The organism is Bacillus testis, from assembly GCF_001243895.1.
Classification (GTDB): domain Bacteria; phylum Bacillota; class Bacilli; order Bacillales; family DSM-1321; genus Bacillus_AD; species Bacillus_AD testis.
The window spans coordinates 3,616,534-3,634,412 of sequence record NZ_LN851186.1; the positions used below are offsets into that span (position 1 = coordinate 3,616,534).

The following is a 17,879-nucleotide window of genomic DNA, read 5'->3' on the forward strand; positions in this document are numbered from 1 at the left end:
GTGCCTATTCGTCTAAATAATGCTTATTGCTGTATCCTTTCACTCTTCTGAAAATCCAAGTAAAAACAGCTACTAGGATCAGTGTGATCGAAATCACCTGGGCCATGCGCAAATTGCTGGTCAACATCAGGCTGTCCGTCCGCATTCCTTCAATAAAGTAACGGCCGATGCTGTACCAAATTAAATAGGTTAGGAACATCTCTCCCCTGCGCAGGTTTACCTTGCGCAGCGATAGCAATAAAATGACACCGATGATATTCCATATAGACTCATACAAGAATGTCGGATGGTGATAAGCACCATCAATATACATCTGATTGATGATCCAATCGGGAATCATCAAATTTTCCAGGAATTTGCGGGACACCTCTCCGCCGAACGCCTCTTGGTTGATGAAATTCCCCCATCTGCCGATTGCTTGTCCGAGCAGGAGGCTTGGCGCCGCTATATCGGCCATTTTCCAGAAAGAAATCTTTCGAATACGGCAAAAAACGACTGCGGTCAGCACCGCACCGATCAGTGCGCCATGAATAGCGATGCCGCCATTCCAAATCTTGATGATATCGCCTGGATGGGCAGAATAATAATCCCATTCAAAAATCACATAATAAATACGTGCGCAGATGATGGAGATCGGCACAGCAAACAAGATCATATCGAGAAAGACTTCTTTCGTCAGGCCCCGACGATCCGATTCGCGAAGTGCCAGCCATAGCCCAAGCAATAAACCAACGCCGATGATCACTCCATACCAATGGATAGCAATCGGCCCTAAATCCAAGGCTATCGGATTAATAGGTTGTATTTGTGTTTCCATTCTATTCCCTCTCTTCCTGTCCCCTTTTTCTCCTCACATTTCCCGTCAGGAGTGGTCGCCTTCTACAATGACTTCGGAAAGCTTATTGGAAAATTGCTTAGCCGCATTCAATCCCATCCGTTTCAAACGGAAGTTCATAGAAGCAACTTCAATAATAACAGCCAGATTCCGGCCTGGGCGTACTGGGATCGTCAAACGAGGAATCTCCGTATCGATAATCTTCTGCTTTTCATCATCAAGCCCCAAACGGTCATATTGTTTATTCTTTTCCCAGAGCTCAAGCGAAATGATCAATGAAATCTTCTTATGGCTCAATACAGCGCCGGCACCGAATAAAGTCATGACATTAATGATGCCCAGCCCTCTAATTTCCAATAAATGCTCGATCAATCCCGGTGCTCCCCCTACAAGGGTATCTTGGTCTTCTTGGCGGATTTCCACCAAATCGTCCGCTACAAGCCGGTGGCCGCGTTTGACCAATTCAAGCGCTGTTTCACTTTTCCCGACTCCGCTTTTCCCAGTGATCAAAACACCTACGCCGTAAATGTCCACAAGAACCCCGTGAACGGCAGTCGTCGGCGCCAGCTTGCTCTCCAGATAATTTGTCAGGCGGCTGAACAGCCTGGTTGTCTTCATTGGAGATCGTAAAACAGGGACAGCCTCCCGGTTGGAAGCTTCAATTAATTCTTCAGGCACTTCCTGGTCCCGCGTCACGATAATCGCTGGAGTTATATCTGTGCAGAGCATGTCCATACGAGTTTTCCGCTCTGGAGGGCTTAGTTTTTCAAAAAAAGACAACTCTGTTTTGCCCAGTAATTGCATTCTCTCTGCTGGATAATATTCATAGAAACCAGCCATTTCAATACCTGGTCTAGAAAGATCGCTCGTTGAGATTGGTCTATTAATTCCTTCTTCTCCACTTATTAACTCTAAATTGAATTTTTCTAAAATATCTTTTGTACGAACCTTAGCCAAAAGAAGTCCTCCTTCATATATAGGATGCTGCATTCAGTTTATCACGCTTTATGCAAGAACTGAAATACTGTTCATGCGCTTCTTTTAGTATAAACAAAAAAACAGGCAGAAATAGGGGGTTTGCAGAAAAAAGAGCGGGACGCTCGGTCGTGTAGATGTGGATAATGAATATTTACGGGGCGGAAATGTTCATTATAAATAGAAAGAATCGGATTCTTCCTATCGCCCGAACTTCTCTTAAGCTGCATTGCCCTCACTCTTGCTTGAAAAGGGAAATCCTAGCACCAGTCAGATGAATGGAGATTAACTTTCTCGCCCTTTCCGAGTCACTGGTATAGACAACTAGTTGTATGTACTGTTAAGATAGAGATAGAATATAAACAAACAGATCGAAACCCCAAGGAGGTTCATCATGAGTATCCTTTTAAAAAATGCAGATGTATATTTGGAAAACGAAATCATTCAGAACGGTTATGTATTAACTGCCGATGGTAAAATAACAGAAGTTGGCCCCTTAGACCAACTTGATGAGCATAAACTGCAAGATGTGGAAGTCATTGAATTGGAAGCAGGCACTAAGATTGTTCCCGGATTTGTGGATGTCCATATCCATGGAGCCGGCGGTGCCGATACGATGGATGGAACGCCTGAAGCGCTTCAAACCATGGCACACTACCTGCCCAAAGAAGGCACAACAAGCTTTCTTGCCACTACCATGACCCAGGAAAAAGGCAATATTGTCCAAGCTCTCCGCAACGCTGCCGCCTATCAGGAAAAAGACAACGGCAGAGCAGAGGCTCAAGTAATCGGCGTCCATCTGGAAGGCCCATTCATCAACCCAAGCAAAAAAGGCGCTCAACCAGAGGAGCACATCCTTGAACCAAGCATCGAAGTCTTCAAAGAATGGCAAAAAGAAGCAGGCAATAGCATCAAGCTTGTAACGGTCGCTCCTGAAATGCCAAATGGCATGGAATTCGTCAAATATTTAGCTGAAAACAATGTGACAGCCAGCATTGGCCACACAAGCGCTAATTATGAGCAAGTGAAGGAAGCGGTTGAAGCAGGCGCTACTCAAGTGACCCACCTGTTCAACGGCATGCAAGGCATGCACCACCGCGAGCCGGGAACTGCCGGGGCTGCCCTGTTATTTGACGAACTAAAAGTGGAACTGATTTCTGATGGCATCCATGTCCGTCCGGAAATGATCGACCTGGCCGTTCGCCTAAAGGGCACAGACGGCGCTTTGCTTATTACTGACTCCATGCGTGCCAAATGCCTAAAAAACGGCAATTACGAATTAGGCGGCCAACCGGTCATTGTCGAAGACGGCAAAGCGACATTGCATGACGGAACATTGGCAGGCAGCATCCTGAAAATGATTGACTCCGTGAAGAACATGTTGAAATTCACATCATTGGATCTTCAGGAAGTCATTAAGCTTGCGTCTGTAAATCCGGCGAAGCAAATCCGCATGTTCGACAGCAAGGGAAGCATCGCCTCCGGAAAAGATGCCGATCTGGTTGTTTTAGATAAAGAAAATGATATTGATATGACTATTTGCCGCGGCCGAATCGCATATAAAAAGGGTGAGTAACAACATGAAACCAAATAAAATAAACCAACAAAGGGTGAACACTATGCTATTTGAAATCATCCGTACAGAAAACTACGAAGACATGAGCAAGATTGCAGCTAAACGTGTGATCGGGAAAGTTCAGCAAAAGCCTGATGCCGTACTAGGGTTAGCTACAGGCAGTACACCGGAAGGCCTTTATAAAGAATTTATCAAGGATCACAAAGAAAACGGCACTTCATATGAAAAAGTGAACACAGTCAACCTTGATGAATATATGGGGCTGGACAGAAATGACAAAAACAGTTATTTTACTTTCATGAGAGAAAAACTGTTCAATCACATTGATATCGACTTAGAAAACACGAATGTACCTAATGGAATGGTTTCCGATATGGAAGCAGAAGCTAAGCGATATGAAGAGCATATTAAGGAAATCGGCGGCATCGATCTTCAGATTCTTGGAATCGGGCACAATGGCCACATCGGGTTCAATGAGCCTGGAACTTCTTTCGATAGCCGGACCCACGTGATTGAATTGGCAGAAAGCACACGTGAAGCAAACTCCAGATACTTCCATTCAATCGATGAAGTACCTACGCATGCCATCACAATGGGTATCCAAAGCATCATGGACAGCAAGGAAATCATCCTGCTCGCTTCCGGCGCCGGAAAAGCGGAAGCTATGAAAAAACTAGTCTATGGTGAAATTACAGAGGACTTCCCTGCTTCTGCTCTAAGACTGCACAAAAAAGTGACGATTATTGCCGACAAGGACGCTCTGCAATTAATATAAGCTGTCACATGCAAGGAGCTACAGAAACAAATGATTGATAAAAAATCACCTGTACCTATTTATCACCAGCTAGAGGAACTAATCAAGACACAAATCGAAACAGGGCTTTTAAAGCCTGATCAAGCTATTCCTTCCGAACGGGAATTCGCTGAACGATACGAAATCAGCCGGATGACAGTCAGACAAGCACTGACCAATCTTGTGAATGAAGGATTCCTTTACCGAAAAAAAGGAACAGGCACATTTGTTAGCAAACAAAAGGTCAGCCAGGTTTTACAGGGATTGACTAGCTTTTCCGAACATATGCTGGAAAGAGGCTTCACTCCCAGTTCAAAAATTCTTTCCTATGAGCATGTGCCCGCAGGCAAGTTGGTGGCCGGGAAATTGAATATCCCATCGACCAGCACCGTTCTGAAAATCGAGCGGATCCGCCTGGCCGATGGTGTTCCTATGGCCCTTGAGACAGCCTATATGCCGAGTTCCCTGACAAAGGGATTGGATGAAGAGCAAGCGAAAGATTCCATTTATCATTATGTGGAAGAAGAATTACAATTAAAAATCGATGAAGCAAGACAGGAACTAGAAGCAATAGCGGCCAGCAAACATGAAGCGAAATATTTGCAGATTAAAGAAGGCAGCCCCGTACTGCGGATCATGCAGGTCACTTACTTAACAAACGGCGAACCGTTCGAGTATGTTAAATCTTCCTTCAGGGCAGACCGCTACCGCTTTTATAACCTGTTAAAACGTTAAAACCCCGCTTGTCCAAGCGGGGTTTTTGTCTATTCTAACCGCTCTCCAACACCGGAGTTTTAGCGGAATAGGATAATAAAAGCAGAGTAAATTATATCCTTATTCCCCTGCATATCCATTACTAAGCGAGCGGCTTGAAGGATATCAGTTGGTTTTGTGCTCTTTCAACTGATTTATGTAAAACCCGCGCTCCTTTATGGAAAAAGAGGCATATACTAGTAGGACAAGTGTAAGGAGGGAACCCATGAAAATAATTTTGGATGCAGGGCATGGCATGGATACGCCGGGAAAAAGGAGCCCCGATGGATTAAAGGAGTATATCATCAACCGCGCAATAGCCAATTATGCCCGTGATGCTTTATCCCAGTATGCCAACACACAGATCCTTTTCACGCATAATGACAAAGTGGACGTCCCTCTGCAGACGCGCACAAAGCAAGCAAATGCCGCCAAGGGGGATTGCTTGGTTTCCATTCATTCGAATGCGGCCGGCAATGGCAAGGCGTGGCACCCGGCCACCGGCATTGAAACCTATGTTTACTTGAAGCATAGTCCAGCAACGAAGACCCTGGCAGAACACATCCACCATCAGTTGATTGCTACTGCTGGATTGCCGGATCGCGGGATCAAGACAGCTGATTTTCATATGCTCCGCGAAACGGTGATGCCAGCAGTGTTAGTGGAGTGCGGATTCATGACAAACCAGGGCGACCGGCAATTGCTCGGCTCCCCGCTTTTTCAAAAAACATGTGGAGAGGCCATTGCATCCGGTATAGCCCGTACCTTTTCATTAAGCCGTCCCCAACAGATGAACCTGCCAAAAAAAGCTGCGGCGAAAGGCCTTTATAAAGTACAGGTTGGAGCATACGGGAATCGGCAAAACGCTGATGCCTTAGCCCAAAAATTAACCAAACAAGGCTACCCGGCCTATATCATCTTCGAACAATCATAAAAGCAGGCGACCTCCGTTAATGGGGTCGCCTGCTTTATTCATTCTTCGTTTTTCATTAGAAAAGCTGCCAAAAAGTATATGAGAATCGCTGTGAATCCGCTTGGAAATAAAAGAATCACAAAAAGGATACGTAGAACGGTTGCTTGAATGCCTGTATATTCGGCTAGGCCGCCGAGTACTCCTAGAAATACCTTGTTCTCTTGGGATCTCTTCAGCCTCTTTTGCGCCATAATCCTTCATCCCTTCCTATCCATGCAGAATGGAAATGCCTCCTGTCTTGGAATCGGCAAAAATAGTCAATTCTGCTGGTTGATCATTAGTGAATTTTAGGTTTTTCTGAATGACTTCTGATTTTTCGTTTACTATATTCATACCCCTTAGATCAACATGTAAACTGCCAAGATTAGCGCGGGCTTCTCCTTCTACAGGCAACTTTTCAGGTACGGTAACTTGGATGGAACCGGTTGTCGATTTGACTTGCAAGGACTGTGCCTCTTCATTGAACCCATCAATATTGATCGCACCGTTGAATGTTTCAAATCCGGCATACACGAAGCGACCAGAGCTTTTGATGACTCCGTTCAGTGTTTCGCCGCTGACTTTTCGAATATGGCTGCCGTTCAATTCGATATTTCCGTTGGCAGTCTCGAGATCCGCTTCTTCTCCTTCTACCGCGGACAAAATGATTTTGCCGTTGGCTGTTTTAGCCTTTAGATTCTCAACAGCTATGGATTCGCCAGTGATTGAACCATTAAAGAGCCGGATGCGCCCTTTTTCATATGTTTCTTTCGGCAGGAAAATCCTGCTATTGACTTTCATCCATTTTTGGCCAACGACAAAATACATCTTCGAATCTTTTACATCAAACGAAATTTCCTCCAGAAGCGTCTTTCTAGCTTCAGCAGGGTCGTCGGTGCGATACACCTTCGCCTCTACTTCCACTTTGACATCGGGCTGGTCCCAAGACATAAATTCCACATTTCCATTGGCTACTTCCACATTAAATTCCTTGAAATGTGCATCGGTCTGATGAAAAATATGTGAGACTTCAACATTTTTAGAAAAATTGATATCCAGATCCTTCACTTTGGCGAATAGATGATCCACAAAGTCAAAAATCATGTCTTTTGCCGAGGCTACTTTCTTTTGTGTATGCTGCTGCTCTTTTTCTTCTTCATCGAGAATGACAAAGGTGGAAACGTCATTCATAATCTCTTTTTCCTTGTCTTCTGATTGTTTTTGCTCTTTGTCCAATAATTCCAACAATGTTAGCGCCTCAGCCGAAGTTAGTTTTCCCTCTTCAACCAGTTTAAGGATCCGTTTCTTTTCTTCATTCATGTTTAATTCCTCCATCCATTATTTTTCTGATAGAAGCAGCTTAACCCCTCGCACCAGATTCCAGATTAAAAGCCCGAGACTGACAAGACCGCCAATAACCGCCACCGCCAGGATAAACCAAGGAAAATCTGCTGGATGGGAACTGTCCCAATACATGCCCATTATTAGAAAAGGGATAAAAATCAAGGGAATAATATGCGAAAGCAAACTTGACTTGGCATGTTTTTTGACAAATCCATCGTCACTGGCCAACCATATGATGACAGGAATGATGACCGGCGCTACTAAAACGCTAAAATAGCTGAGGGCTGCCAATATCTTTCTTGTCTCCACTTTGTTTATCCTCCTTTCCAACATCTTATATGTCTACCTACGTATAAATACATGAAAAGTTTCATCGCGCAAAGTTCTCTGCTTCCTGACAAATTGTTGTTCCTATCTACATTATTTCCTAAGAAATATCTCCACTAACCTTTTTTCACAGCTTTTCTGAACAGTTTTTCGACAATTGAGGGGAAGTTGTTTTACTTTGGCACATATTGGTTAGAGTATAGTATGAATGAAACGAAGGAGGATTTGGACATGGATGGACAGGTTGAAACAAGAATTGAGTTGCGGGATATGTTCACTAAAGCATTGGGCCGTGATTTAACGATTATTGAAGGAGAAGTTCTTAATCGAGTTATTTCTACAGACCAAGAGCATCGAGTTGCCTTTATGGATATGATGAAAGAATGCCTGAATAAGGTGAACGGCGATTTTTAAAAGAGTTAAAAAGCCGGATCCAGCTTGGATCCGGCTTTTTGTTTGTTATCCTCACTTTGAACTGGCACGAAGACTAATGAGAGGTGTGGGAATGAAGACCCCTACTATCAACACTTTATACAATCATACGTTTGTTTTTTCACGGACAGCATCCTTCATTCGCTTGCGGTCACGTTCCAATATAGGCTTGAGATATTTACCCGTATAGGATTCTTTCACTTTTACTATTTCCTCAGGCGTTCCAGTGGCGATGATGGTTCCGCCTTTTGCTCCGCCTTCCGGCCCTAAGTCGATAATATAATCTGCCGCTTTAATGACGTCGAGATTATGTTCGATAACAAGGACTGTATCCCCGTTTTCCACCAAACGCTGCAAGACAACCAATAAGCGGGAAATATCATCCACATGCAGACCTGTTGTCGGCTCATCCAATATATAGAAAGATCGGCCGGTTGAACGGCGGTGGAGTTCCGAAGCCAACTTCACACGCTGCGCTTCCCCTCCGGAAAGTGTGGTGGCGGGTTGTCCTAATTTGATATACCCGAGGCCCACATCATAAATGGTCTGCAGCTTGCGGCTGATCTTCGGAATATTTTCAAAGAATACCACCGCGTCTTCTACAGTCATATCCAATACATCCGCAATGCTTTTTCCTTTATATTTCACTTCAAGCGTTTCCCGGTTATATCTCTTTCCATGGCAGACTTCGCATGGGACATATACATCGGGAAGAAAGTGCATTTCGATCTTGATAATCCCGTCGCCACGGCATGCTTCACAGCGTCCGCCTTTGACATTGAAAGAAAAACGCCCTTTTTTATACCCGCGGACTTTGGCTTCATTGGTGGAAGCATATACATCGCGGATATCATCAAACACACCGGTATAAGTGGCCGGATTGGACCTTGGCGTGCGGCCGATTGGCGATTGGTCGATATCAATGACTTTATCCAGATGCTCCATGCCTTTAATTTCTTTATGTTCACCCGGCTTGATTTTCGCACGGTTCAATTTTTGGGCAAGGGATTTATGGAGAATTTCATTTACGAGCGTACTTTTGCCGGAACCTGAAACCCCAGTGACTGCTGTAAAAGTCCCCAATGGAAATTTCACGTTCACATTCTTCAAGTTATTCTCTTTTGCCCCGCGCACTTCAATATATCTTCCGTCCGGTTTGCGTCTTTCCTCAGGGAGAGGGATGAACTTCTTGCCTGACAGATATTGCCCGGTAAGCGAATGTGGATCCTTCATGACTTGTTCAGGTGTTCCTTCCGAAATGATCCGGCCTCCGTGGATACCAGCTCCCGGACCAACGTCTATTAGATAATCCGCAGCCATCATCGTATCCTCATCATGCTCGACCACAATCAATGTGTTGCCGATATCCCTCATATTTTGCAGGGTGCTGATTAGCCGGTCATTATCCCTCTGATGAAGGCCGATTGATGGTTCATCGAGGATATACAGAACACCCGTTAACCGCGATCCTATTTGAGTGGCAAGGCGGATTCGCTGTGCTTCCCCGCCCGACAATGTGCCGGCAGCACGGGACAGCGTCAGGTATTCCAGCCCGACATTTGAAAGGAATCCTAGCCGTTCTTTGATTTCCCGCAAGATCAGCTTAGCTATTTTCTCTTCCTTCTCTGTGAGGTCAAGATGCCCGAACCATTCCAATGCATCCTCAATGGAAAGAGCCGTAATTTTGCCAATATGCTCACCATTGATCAGTACGGCAAGCGCTTCTTGCTTTAGGCGGTATCCTTTGCAAGTCGGGCATTTATGTTCAGCCATATACTTTTCCATCTGCTCTCGCACATAATCCGAACTTGTTTCTTTGAAGCGGCGTTCGACATTGTGGATGACCCCTTCGAATTGCATGTAATTCTCCCTTACCTGGCCGAATTCATTTTCATAACGGAAATAGATTTTATCCTTTCCCGATCCATAGAGGATCTTATCGAGTTCATCCTGGGAGAGGTCCTTTATAGGCGTGTCCATATCAATGCCGTAATGGTTCGCTACGGTTTCCAACAGCGTCGGATAGTATTGCGAGCTTGTCGGTTCCCAAGGCGCAATGGCATTTTCCCTTAGGCTCAGGCTCTTATCCGGAATAACAAGGTCAACATCGACTTCCATCTTGGATCCCAGGCCGTCACAGCTTGGGCAGGCGCCGAATGGGCTATTAAAAGAAAACAGGCGCGGCTCCAATTCATCTATCGAAAAACCGCAGATCGGACAGGCATGGTGTTCGCTGAACAGCAGCTCTTCCTGGCCGATGACATCAATGATGACCCTTCCTCCGCCTAGTTTAAGCGCACTTTCCAATGAATCGGAAAGCCGGGCTTCTACGCCTTCCTTGAGTACAACACGGTCAATAATGACCTCGATGTCGTGCTTTTTGTTCTTTTCGAGCTCAATATCATCTGAGACATCGTATATATCCCCGTCTACACGGACGCGTACATAGCCTTGCTTTTTGATATCTTCAAAGACTTTGGCATGCGTCCCTTTTCTTCCGGAGATGACAGGCGCCAATACTTGCAGCTTTGTTCTCTCCGGATATTCCATAATACGGTCGACCATTTGCTCGATCGTCTGCGAAGATATTTCAATATGGTGAATCGGGCATGTCGGCCGGCCGACGCGCGCATACAGCAGACGCAAATAGTCATAGATTTCCGTTACGGTCCCTACTGTTGAACGCGGATTCCGGCTCGTCGTCTTTTGGTCAATGGAAATGGCGGGAGACAACCCTTCGATTGCATCCACATCCGGCTTATCCATTTGGCCTAAGAATTGGCGCGCATAAGCTGATAACGACTCAACATAGCGGCGCTGCCCTTCTGCATAAATGGTGTCAAAGGCAAGGGAAGATTTCCCCGAACCGGATAATCCGGTCAAGACAACCAGCTTATCCCGCGGGATCGTTACATCAATATTTTGCAGATTATTGACCCTTGCTCCTTTGATTTCAATTCGTTCCATCGCCATGTGTTCGTCACCCTTCCAATTTCAACTCGAGAATAAGATCGCGCAATTCGGCGGCACGTTCAAAATTCAAGGCTTTTGCCGCTTCTTTCATTTCTTTTTCCATATCCGCAATTACTTGTTCCCGTTGTTTTTTATCTAATTGATCCAATTTCAGTCCAGCATCATAGCTCTCCTGTTCTTCTGCAGCATGGGTGGCCCTGATGCTATCGCGAATTTCTTTCTGGATGGTCATTGGCTTAATATGGTGTTTCTCATTATATTCTTCCTGGATGGAGCGGCGCCGTTTTGTTTCGTTGATCGCCAATTCCATCGAGTTGGTAATTTTATCGGCATACATGATGACCCGTCCGTTCGCATTCCGTGCTGCCCGGCCGATGGTTTGGATCAGGGAGCGCTCCGAACGCAAGAAGCCTTCCTTGTCGGCATCCAGTATCGCTATTAGAGAAACTTCCGGAATGTCGAGGCCTTCCCGAAGCAAGTTGATTCCGACCAGTACATCGTATTTGCCCATCCGCAGTTCGCGGATAATTTCGATCCGTTCCAGTGTTTTGACTTCCGAATGAAGATACTGGACCTTGATTCCGATTTCCTTCAGGTAATCGGTCAAATCCTCGGACATCTTTTTCGTGAGCGTTGTGATCAATACGCGTTCATTGCGTTTGACCTGTTCTTGAATTTCGCCGATCAGGTCATCAATTTGCCCTTTGATCGGACGGACCTCTATCGTAGGATCGAGCAATCCGGTCGGGCGGATGATCTGTTCAACCATGACAGGCGTATGCTCAAGCTCATATGGCCCCGGCGTGGCTGAAACGAAGATGGATTGCCCGACCTTCTCCTTAAACTCATCGAAGCGCAATGGTCTGTTATCAAGCGCTGAAGGCAGACGGAAACCGTGGTCGACAAGCACTTGCTTACGCGCCTGGTCGCCGTTATACATACCGCGGATCTGAGGCAGCGTCACGTGCGACTCGTCAATCACCAACAGGAAGTCGTCAGGAAAATAATCAAGCAATGTATACGGCGTCGAACCCGGCGGACGCAGGGTCAAATGGCGCGAGTAGTTCTCGATTCCCGAACAGAAGCCCATTTCCCTCATCATTTCCAGGTCGTATCTCGTTCTTTGCTCCAAGCGCTGCGCTTCCAGCAGCTTGCCGTTTTCTCTGAACACGGCCAATTGCTCTTCGAGTTCCTTTTCGATATTTTCAATGGCTTTTCTCATTTTTTCTTCCCGGGTAACGAAGTGGGAAGCCGGGAAGATAGCCGTATGGTCCCGTTCGCCGATCACTTCGCCCGTCAAGGCATCCACCTCGCGGATGCGGTCTATTTCATCACCGAAAAACTCAACGCGGATGCAGTGTTCATCGCGGGATGCCGGAAAGATTTCCACAACATCCCCTCTTACCCTGAACGTTCCCCGCTTGAAATCGATATCGTTCCGTTCGTATTGGATATCGACCAGTTTGCGCAGGAGGGCATTACGTTCAATTTCCATCCCTGTGCGCAGGGAAACAACCATTTCCCGGTATTCTTCCGGAGAACCCAAACCGTATATACAGGACACACTGGCTATAATGATGACATCATTGCGTTCAAAAAGAGCCGAGGTCGCAGAGTGCCGCAGTTTATCTATTTCATCATTGATGCTGGCGTCCTTCTCAATGAATGTATCCGTCTGCGGCACATAGGCTTCGGGTTGATAGTAATCATAATAACTCACAAAATATTCAACTGCATTGTTTGGGAAAAACTCTTTAAATTCACTGTACAGCTGGCCAGCCAGCGTTTTGTTATGGGCGATCACCAGCGTTGGCTTATTGACTTCCTTGATGACATTCGACACGGTGAACGTTTTCCCCGTACCGGTAGCCCCAAGCAGCGTCTGGTGTTTCTTGCCGCTCTTAACCCCTTCCACTAACGCTTTGATGGCTTGAGGCTGATCTCCGCTAGGGGAATACTTAGAAACTAATTCAAATTCATTCATAAAGTGCGCCGGCCTCCTACCTTGCATTTCATCTTACTATTTTGCACGAACTGCAGATTATATAGACATTCTACCACAAACACAGGAAATCTAACCACAAAAAAGCGAACGTCCATTCGTATTATATTAGAAAAGCAATTAAGCTGAAGAAGCATGAAGAAGAGAAAAATAGATACTCAAAAGAGGACAAAAAGAAGCACCCTTAACTAGGTGCTTCTGCGATTCGGTTGTTTCGTATATCTTTTGGAAAGCCACAGGCCAAACGTGATGGAAACGGCATCCAATATGATTATTGGCCAAGAATGGGTATATCCCGCATAAGCGGATGCTGATATGAGAGCGACTGTCAGCGCTAGGCCTATATATGGATTATAAGTGACTTTGGAAAATACATAGACTAATAGTGCCGGCAACAGCAATGCTGAGAAATACCAGCCCATATGACCATCTCCTTGCTCATTTCATCATATAAAGAACAGTTTTGAGATATTCTGATTGTATCATATCGCATATGATTTGGCTTATATTTACACTTGCCAAATCCCTACTTAGGAAAGGTGATTTTAATGATGGTCCCTTTCCCTTCTTCGCTGTTCACTTTGATTTTGCCGTTATGCTGATCGACCACCCATTTTGCGATCGACAGCCCCAATCCTGTTCCGCCGCCGGCTGTCCTGCTCTTTTCGCCTTGATAGAACCGGTCGAAGATATGGGGGAGATCCTCTTTTGAAATGCCGGATCCGTTATCCGCTATGGAAAGGTCGATGCCGGTCGAAGATTTCTTGCAGAGAATGATGATTTCGCCGCCGTCTTCCGTAAATTTAAGCGCGTTGTCCAACAGGATGACAATCAATTGGTGGATGCGTTCTTCATCGCCTTTCATCATCAAGGATTCTTCTTTTGTTTTCAGCTCCATCTTTTTGCCCTGGACTTCCGCCAATTCAATATAATTCCCCAGCACTTCCTTCAACAAATGGACAAGGTCGAATTCCGTCTTATTGATACTGATGGCTTTGGAGTCTGCCCTCGCCAGCAATAGCAAATGATTGACCAGCTTCGTCAGCCGCCTGATTTCCTTCGATATAACGGAGATTTCCAATGCTTTTTCTTCAATCGTCGCAGATGGCGTCCGCAGGAGCAGGTCAGCCCGGGACTGGACCACTGCAAGCGGCGTCCTGAGTTCATGGGATGCATCCGAAACGAACTGCTGTTGCTTGTTCCACGCTTCAGTGATCGGAACAAGCGCAACTCCTGCCAAGTAAAATCCTGCGATGACGGCCATAATGCCCCCTATCAAGGTGCCGATCGTCAACACCATCCCGACACGCTGAATCATTTCCTGCTCGGAATTGACATTCCTTACGAGCTGGACAGTCACATCGCCATATTGGGTCGAAAAGTTGGCTGAGATGGTCCGGAAGTAATAGCCTTTCGCCGTCTTTTCCTCAATGCGGTGGGGGCGGCCCGGTTTGAAATCAGATTGATACTTTGTAAAAAGCGTATTTTCATCATCGTATTGAATGATTTTGCCTTCTTCGTCCCAAAGCAATACCGTCACGCGGGGGTCTTGGATAAATGTAGGCTTGGTCAATGTAGCCTCTACAGGGATATACCCTTTTTTGACGGTTGTTTCACATTGGGCCATCAAATCTTCCAAATCTTTATCCAGATCGCTGTACAAAAGAATCTGCATATAGAAATAAACAGTCGCTGCAATTGCTCCGATAACCAGAATCAAAATCATGGAGTTCTGGATTGTCAGCCTGATACGGGTTTTTTGGAACATTCTCTTATCTCCTATTCCTTCTGAAGCATATAGCCGATGCCACGCACTGTTTTAATGTCTTTATCATAACCGAACGGCTCCAGCTTCTTCCGCAGATGATGTGTAAACACTTCCACCACTCCAATGGTTGTATCGGAGTCATATCCCCATATCCGGTCGTAAATCTGCTCTCTAGTCAGAATCGATCCGGCATTACCGATAAAAAACTCCAATAATTCATATTGCTTCAAGGTCAGCTTAACCGGATGGCCGTCTACCTTGATATCATTCTCCTTGCCAAGCAGCTCAATGCCCTTATAACGGATGGTCTGCTCATTCGTAAATGCCCCGCTGCGGCGCAGCAAAGCCCGAAGCCGAGCTTCCAATTCCGGAGCCTGGAATGGTTTGACCAGATAATCATCTCCTCCGATATCCAGCCCCTTCACTCTGTCTTCCAATGAATCGCGGGCTGTCAGGAACATAGTCGGTGTTTCGATATGCTCCTCCCTCAACTTCTTCAATATATCAAAACCATCCATCCCCGGCAGCATGACATCCAGGATGATGGCATCATATATATTCTGCTGGGCGAGGAAATATCCTTCTTCGCCTGTGGAGGCAATATCCACTGTAAAACTCTTCTGCAATATATCCCTGATTGAATGCAATAGTGACTCATGATCTTCTACCACTAATATTCTCATACATTTTGCTCCCGTCCATTAGTTATTACCAAAAGTATACTGCATCGCCTTCGCCTATGTAAAAAGAATCCCATTCTCCTTGTTTTGGATGATCGCATCCGCTTTGGACAGCTGAAAAAAAGAGGAAAAGCAGACCGCTTTTCCTCCCCCATTATTTTTTGACCCGCAACAATCGCAAGGCATTTAATGTAACCATCAGTGTAGCGCCCAGGTCGGCAAATATAGCAATCCATAACGTAAGCCAACCAGGGACAACAAGCAACAATGCCACCACTTTTATGCCGATTGCAAATGAGATATTTTGCTTGATGATATTCATCGCTTTCCGGCTGAGGGAAATGGTGTAAGGAAGCTTTTCCAAGTCATCCCCCATCAGTGCGATATCAGCCGTTTCCAATGCTGTATCCGAGCCGACACCGCCCATCGCAATCCCTGTAGTTGCCGCAGCCAATGCCGGTGCATCGTTCACGCCATCTCCGACCATCGCCACACGATCATACTGGTTGCGCAGCTGTTTCATTTTCTCCAATTTATCTTCAGGGAGCAAGCCGGCTGCCACCTCAGATACGCCTACTTGTTTGCCTATTTCGTTTGCCGCCGCTTCCGAATCACCGGTCAGCATAATGCTCTTCTCAATTCCAAGCTTCTTCAGTTTGGCGATTACTCGTTTGGAAACCGGGCGCACTTCATCCGCCACAGCGATCAATGCCAAAATAGCTGAACTGTTCCCTGCCAGCATCGCTGTCTTCCCTTGGCTTTGCAGCTGGCGGATTTGTCCAAGCAAGGCCGCATCCTGATCCATCAACCCTTTATCGATGAATAACGCCGGATTGCCGATATAATACATTTCTCCATCCACTCGGCCCTGTATGCCCTTGCCGACGATGGATGAATAATCCTCGATTTTAAAGGAACGGTAATCCACCCCTTCTTCATCCGCTTTTCTGATGAATGCCCGTGCCAACGGATGTTGTGAATAATTCTCAAGAGCTGTCACTTTGGCGAAAACAGCCTCTTGGTTTTCCACAAATGGTTGATAATCAGTGACAGCAGGGATTCCTTTTGTCAAAGTGCCTGTTTTATCAAAAGCGATGGCTTTTAATTTACCGGCATTTTCAAGATGGATGCCCCCTTTAATCAGAACGCCCTGTTTCGCCGCGTTCCCGATCGCCGTCACAATCGCTACCGGTGTGGAAATGACCAGCGCGCACGGACAGCCGACCACAAGAACAGCCAATCCTTGATACACCCATTCGCTCCAGCTGGCTCCTGCCACTAAAGGCGGCAGCAATGCGACAAGAACGGCCCCAAGAATGATGGCAGGCGTATAATACTTTGCAAACACATCGACGAACGCTTGGGAAGGCGCTTTTTCCGCTTGGGCTTCCTCGACAAGGTGGATCATTTTGGCGATTGTCGTGTCATCGACCAGTTTGGTCACCTGGACTTCAAGCAAGCCTTCACCATTAAGCGTTCCGGCAAATACTTCATCATCCTGCTTTTTTTCGACAGGCAAGGATTCTCCCGTAATGGCTGCTTGATTCACGCTCGAATGCCCTTTGACAATCACCCCGTCCATGGCAATTTTTTGCCCTGGCTTCACAATCATCCTGTCATTCAGGACAATTTCATCCACCGAAACCGTTTCTTCCATTCCATTGCGGCGGACGATGGCTGTTTTAGGGGAAATATCCATAAGAGATGAAATGCTTTTACGTGCCTTATCCATCGAATAACCTTCCAGTGCTTCACTGATGGCAAAAAGGATGATCACGACCGCTCCTTCACTCCATTCGCCAATGATAGCCGCTCCAATGATGGCAATCGTCATTAAGGTTTTCATATCGAATTGAAGATGAATAAGATTCTTGAGGCCAATCCTGAACAAAGAGAATCCCCCGATTAAAATCGTGGCAATAAAAGCGCCGACAGTCACTGGATGGTTTTCTCCGATCGTATATTGCAGAGCATATCCGGCCACTAAGAATAAAAAGGCGATAATCGTTGTTCGATGCTCTTCCCAAAGGGATTTTTTCCGCATGTCCACTTTTGATTTTTCCGGGACAATTTGCAGCTTTTCAAAGGATCCTGCTTTTTCAAGCTCTTGTAGATCCACATGGCCCACTACTGTCAGTTTGGAAGCACCGAAGTTCACCTTTGCTTCTTCTACACCGTCCAACTGCTGGACATTCTGTTCAAACCGTTTGGCGCAACCCGCGCACGAAAAACCCTGGACGCGAAATACCTGGTTCTCTTTCTCCCGGATTTTTGCCTCACTCATCTTGCTCACCTTGCTTTCCGTTTATTGTCTAATTAATCATTTTCAGCCGTTACGTTTAATAATGCCCCAATCGCTCCTGTCTTCTCATATCCATTAGTATGGACAGGTTCATCGGACTTACACGATTTGTGGCGCTCTTTCTCATGTAAAACGGTTTCCACTCTTATATGCATATATGATTAACC

17 protein-coding genes are annotated in these 17,879 nt (G+C 45.9%); 5 read left to right on the forward strand and 12 right to left on the reverse strand.

Going from position 1 to position 17,879, the window contains the following annotated elements; translation table 11 throughout:
- Nucleotides 1-4: 4 nt before the first annotated feature.
- Both lgt and hprK read right to left on the reverse strand, forming a co-directional pair.
- Nucleotides 5-817, reverse strand: coding sequence for a prolipoprotein diacylglyceryl transferase (lgt, locus tag BN1765_RS18000; RefSeq protein ID WP_050616409.1), 813 nt, complete (start codon nt 815-817; stop codon nt 5-7).
- Between the two features lie 45 nt (nt 818-862).
- On the reverse strand, nt 863-1,792 hold the full coding sequence (gene hprK, locus BN1765_RS18005; RefSeq protein ID WP_050616410.1) for an HPr(Ser) kinase/phosphatase: 930 nt from the start codon (nt 1,790-1,792) through the stop codon (nt 863-865).
- Between the two features lie 412 nt (nt 1,793-2,204).
- On the opposite strand from hprK, the gene nagA reads away from it, so the two are divergent.
- The 4 genes from nagA (at nt 2,205) to BN1765_RS18025 (ending at nt 5,866) form a co-directional block, all read left to right on the forward strand.
- Nucleotides 2,205-3,386: an N-acetylglucosamine-6-phosphate deacetylase gene (gene nagA, locus BN1765_RS18010; RefSeq protein WP_050616411.1), complete on the forward strand. Its 1,182-nt coding sequence runs from the start codon at nt 2,205-2,207 to the stop codon at nt 3,384-3,386.
- A gap of 4 nt (nt 3,387-3,390) precedes the next feature.
- The gene (gene nagB / locus BN1765_RS18015) at nt 3,391-4,161 is read left to right on the forward strand and encodes a glucosamine-6-phosphate deaminase (RefSeq protein WP_082195520.1); all 771 of its coding nucleotides are present in this window, start codon (nt 3,391-3,393) and stop codon (nt 4,159-4,161) included.
- A 30-nt stretch (nt 4,162-4,191) separates the two neighbouring features.
- Nucleotides 4,192-4,914, forward strand: a complete 723-nt coding sequence (locus BN1765_RS18020) for a GntR family transcriptional regulator (RefSeq protein ID WP_050616413.1) — start codon at nt 4,192-4,194, stop codon at nt 4,912-4,914.
- 244 nt (nt 4,915-5,158) lie between these two features.
- Entirely contained in the window at nt 5,159-5,866 is a 708-nt protein-coding gene (locus tag BN1765_RS18025) for an N-acetylmuramoyl-L-alanine amidase (protein ID WP_050616414.1), read from the forward strand.
- 38 nt (nt 5,867-5,904) lie between these two features.
- Here BN1765_RS18025 and BN1765_RS18030 read toward each other — a convergent pair whose 3' ends face one another.
- The 3 genes from BN1765_RS18030 to BN1765_RS18040 are packed head-to-tail and all read right to left on the reverse strand — an operon-like array spanning nt 5,905 to nt 7,537.
- Entirely contained in the window at nt 5,905-6,096 is a 192-nt protein-coding gene (locus BN1765_RS18030; protein ID WP_050616415.1) for a PspC domain-containing protein, read from the reverse strand.
- Between the two features lie 16 nt (nt 6,097-6,112).
- Nucleotides 6,113-7,204 (reverse strand): DUF4097 family beta strand repeat-containing protein, encoded by a 1,092-nt coding sequence (locus BN1765_RS18035; RefSeq protein ID WP_050616416.1) that lies wholly within the window; start codon nt 7,202-7,204, stop codon nt 6,113-6,115.
- Nucleotides 7,205-7,222: 18 nt separating this feature from the next.
- Nucleotides 7,223-7,537, reverse strand: a complete 315-nt coding sequence (locus BN1765_RS18040) for a magnetosome magnetite crystal formation protein family (RefSeq protein ID WP_050616417.1) — start codon at nt 7,535-7,537, stop codon at nt 7,223-7,225.
- Nucleotides 7,538-7,786: 249 nt separating this feature from the next.
- Here BN1765_RS18040 and BN1765_RS18045 point away from each other — a divergent pair, with 249 nt between their 5' ends.
- Nucleotides 7,787-7,969 (forward strand): hypothetical protein, encoded by a 183-nt coding sequence (locus tag BN1765_RS18045; RefSeq protein WP_050616418.1) that lies wholly within the window; start codon nt 7,787-7,789, stop codon nt 7,967-7,969.
- Nucleotides 7,970-8,092: 123 nt separating this feature from the next.
- Here the strand turns inward: BN1765_RS18045 and uvrA are convergent, their stop codons facing one another.
- The 7 genes from uvrA to BN1765_RS20200 form a co-directional block, all read right to left on the reverse strand.
- Nucleotides 8,093-10,960: an excinuclease ABC subunit UvrA gene (uvrA, locus tag BN1765_RS18050; RefSeq protein ID WP_050616419.1), complete on the reverse strand. Its 2,868-nt coding sequence runs from the start codon at nt 10,958-10,960 to the stop codon at nt 8,093-8,095.
- A gap of 7 nt (nt 10,961-10,967) precedes the next feature.
- Nucleotides 10,968-12,944 (reverse strand): excinuclease ABC subunit UvrB, encoded by a 1,977-nt coding sequence (uvrB, locus tag BN1765_RS18055; protein ID WP_050616420.1) that lies wholly within the window; start codon nt 12,942-12,944, stop codon nt 10,968-10,970.
- Between the two features lie 206 nt (nt 12,945-13,150).
- Complete coding sequence (locus tag BN1765_RS18060; protein ID WP_050616421.1) at nt 13,151-13,384, reverse strand: CsbA family protein; 234 nt, start codon at nt 13,382-13,384, stop codon at nt 13,151-13,153.
- A 104-nt stretch (nt 13,385-13,488) separates the two neighbouring features.
- Nucleotides 13,489-14,730 (reverse strand): sensor histidine kinase, encoded by a 1,242-nt coding sequence (locus BN1765_RS18065; RefSeq protein WP_050616422.1) that lies wholly within the window; start codon nt 14,728-14,730, stop codon nt 13,489-13,491.
- A gap of 11 nt (nt 14,731-14,741) precedes the next feature.
- Nucleotides 14,742-15,413 (reverse strand): response regulator transcription factor, encoded by a 672-nt coding sequence (locus tag BN1765_RS18070; RefSeq protein ID WP_050616423.1) that lies wholly within the window; start codon nt 15,411-15,413, stop codon nt 14,742-14,744.
- 151 nt (nt 15,414-15,564) lie between these two features.
- Nucleotides 15,565-17,694, reverse strand: coding sequence for a heavy metal translocating P-type ATPase (locus BN1765_RS18075; RefSeq protein WP_050616424.1), 2,130 nt, complete (start codon nt 17,692-17,694; stop codon nt 15,565-15,567).
- A gap of 32 nt (nt 17,695-17,726) precedes the next feature.
- A complete protein-coding gene (locus BN1765_RS20200; RefSeq protein ID WP_154666097.1) occupies nt 17,727-17,867 on the reverse strand; it encodes a hypothetical protein in 141 nt (46 codons plus the stop codon).
- Nucleotides 17,868-17,879: the final 12 nt, after the last annotated feature.

Bases quoted from the DNA above. Each gene is read 5' to 3' on its own strand.
- BN1765_RS18070 (WP_050616423.1), bottom strand. From the start codon at position 15,413: ATGAGAATATTAGTGGTAGAAGATCATGAGTCACTATTGCATTCAATC.
- uvrA (WP_050616419.1), bottom strand. From the start codon at position 10,960: ATGGCGATGGAACGAATTGAAATCAAAGGAGCAAGGGTCAATAATCTG.
- BN1765_RS18045 (WP_050616418.1), top strand. From the start codon at position 7,787: ATGGATGGACAGGTTGAAACAAGAATTGAGTTGCGGGATATGTTCACT.
- BN1765_RS18020 (WP_050616413.1), top strand. From the start codon at position 4,192: ATGATTGATAAAAAATCACCTGTACCTATTTATCACCAGCTAGAGGAA.
- BN1765_RS18030 (WP_050616415.1), bottom strand. From the start codon at position 6,096: ATGGCGCAAAAGAGGCTGAAGAGATCCCAAGAGAACAAGGTATTTCTA.
- BN1765_RS18075 (WP_050616424.1), bottom strand. From the start codon at position 17,694: ATGAGTGAGGCAAAAATCCGGGAGAAAGAGAACCAGGTATTTCGCGTC.
- BN1765_RS18060 (WP_050616421.1), bottom strand. From the start codon at position 13,384: ATGGGCTGGTATTTCTCAGCATTGCTGTTGCCGGCACTATTAGTCTAT.
- BN1765_RS18025 (WP_050616414.1), top strand. From the start codon at position 5,159: ATGAAAATAATTTTGGATGCAGGGCATGGCATGGATACGCCGGGAAAA.
- BN1765_RS18035 (WP_050616416.1), bottom strand. From the start codon at position 7,204: ATGAATGAAGAAAAGAAACGGATCCTTAAACTGGTTGAAGAGGGAAAA.
- nagB (WP_082195520.1), top strand. From the start codon at position 3,391: ATGAAACCAAATAAAATAAACCAACAAAGGGTGAACACTATGCTATTT.
- uvrB (WP_050616420.1), bottom strand. From the start codon at position 12,944: ATGAATGAATTTGAATTAGTTTCTAAGTATTCCCCTAGCGGAGATCAG.
- nagA (WP_050616411.1), top strand. From the start codon at position 2,205: ATGAGTATCCTTTTAAAAAATGCAGATGTATATTTGGAAAACGAAATC.
- BN1765_RS20200 (WP_154666097.1), bottom strand. From the start codon at position 17,867: ATGCATATAAGAGTGGAAACCGTTTTACATGAGAAAGAGCGCCACAAA.
- BN1765_RS18065 (WP_050616422.1), bottom strand. From the start codon at position 14,730: ATGTTCCAAAAAACCCGTATCAGGCTGACAATCCAGAACTCCATGATT.
- lgt (WP_050616409.1), bottom strand. From the start codon at position 817: ATGGAAACACAAATACAACCTATTAATCCGATAGCCTTGGATTTAGGG.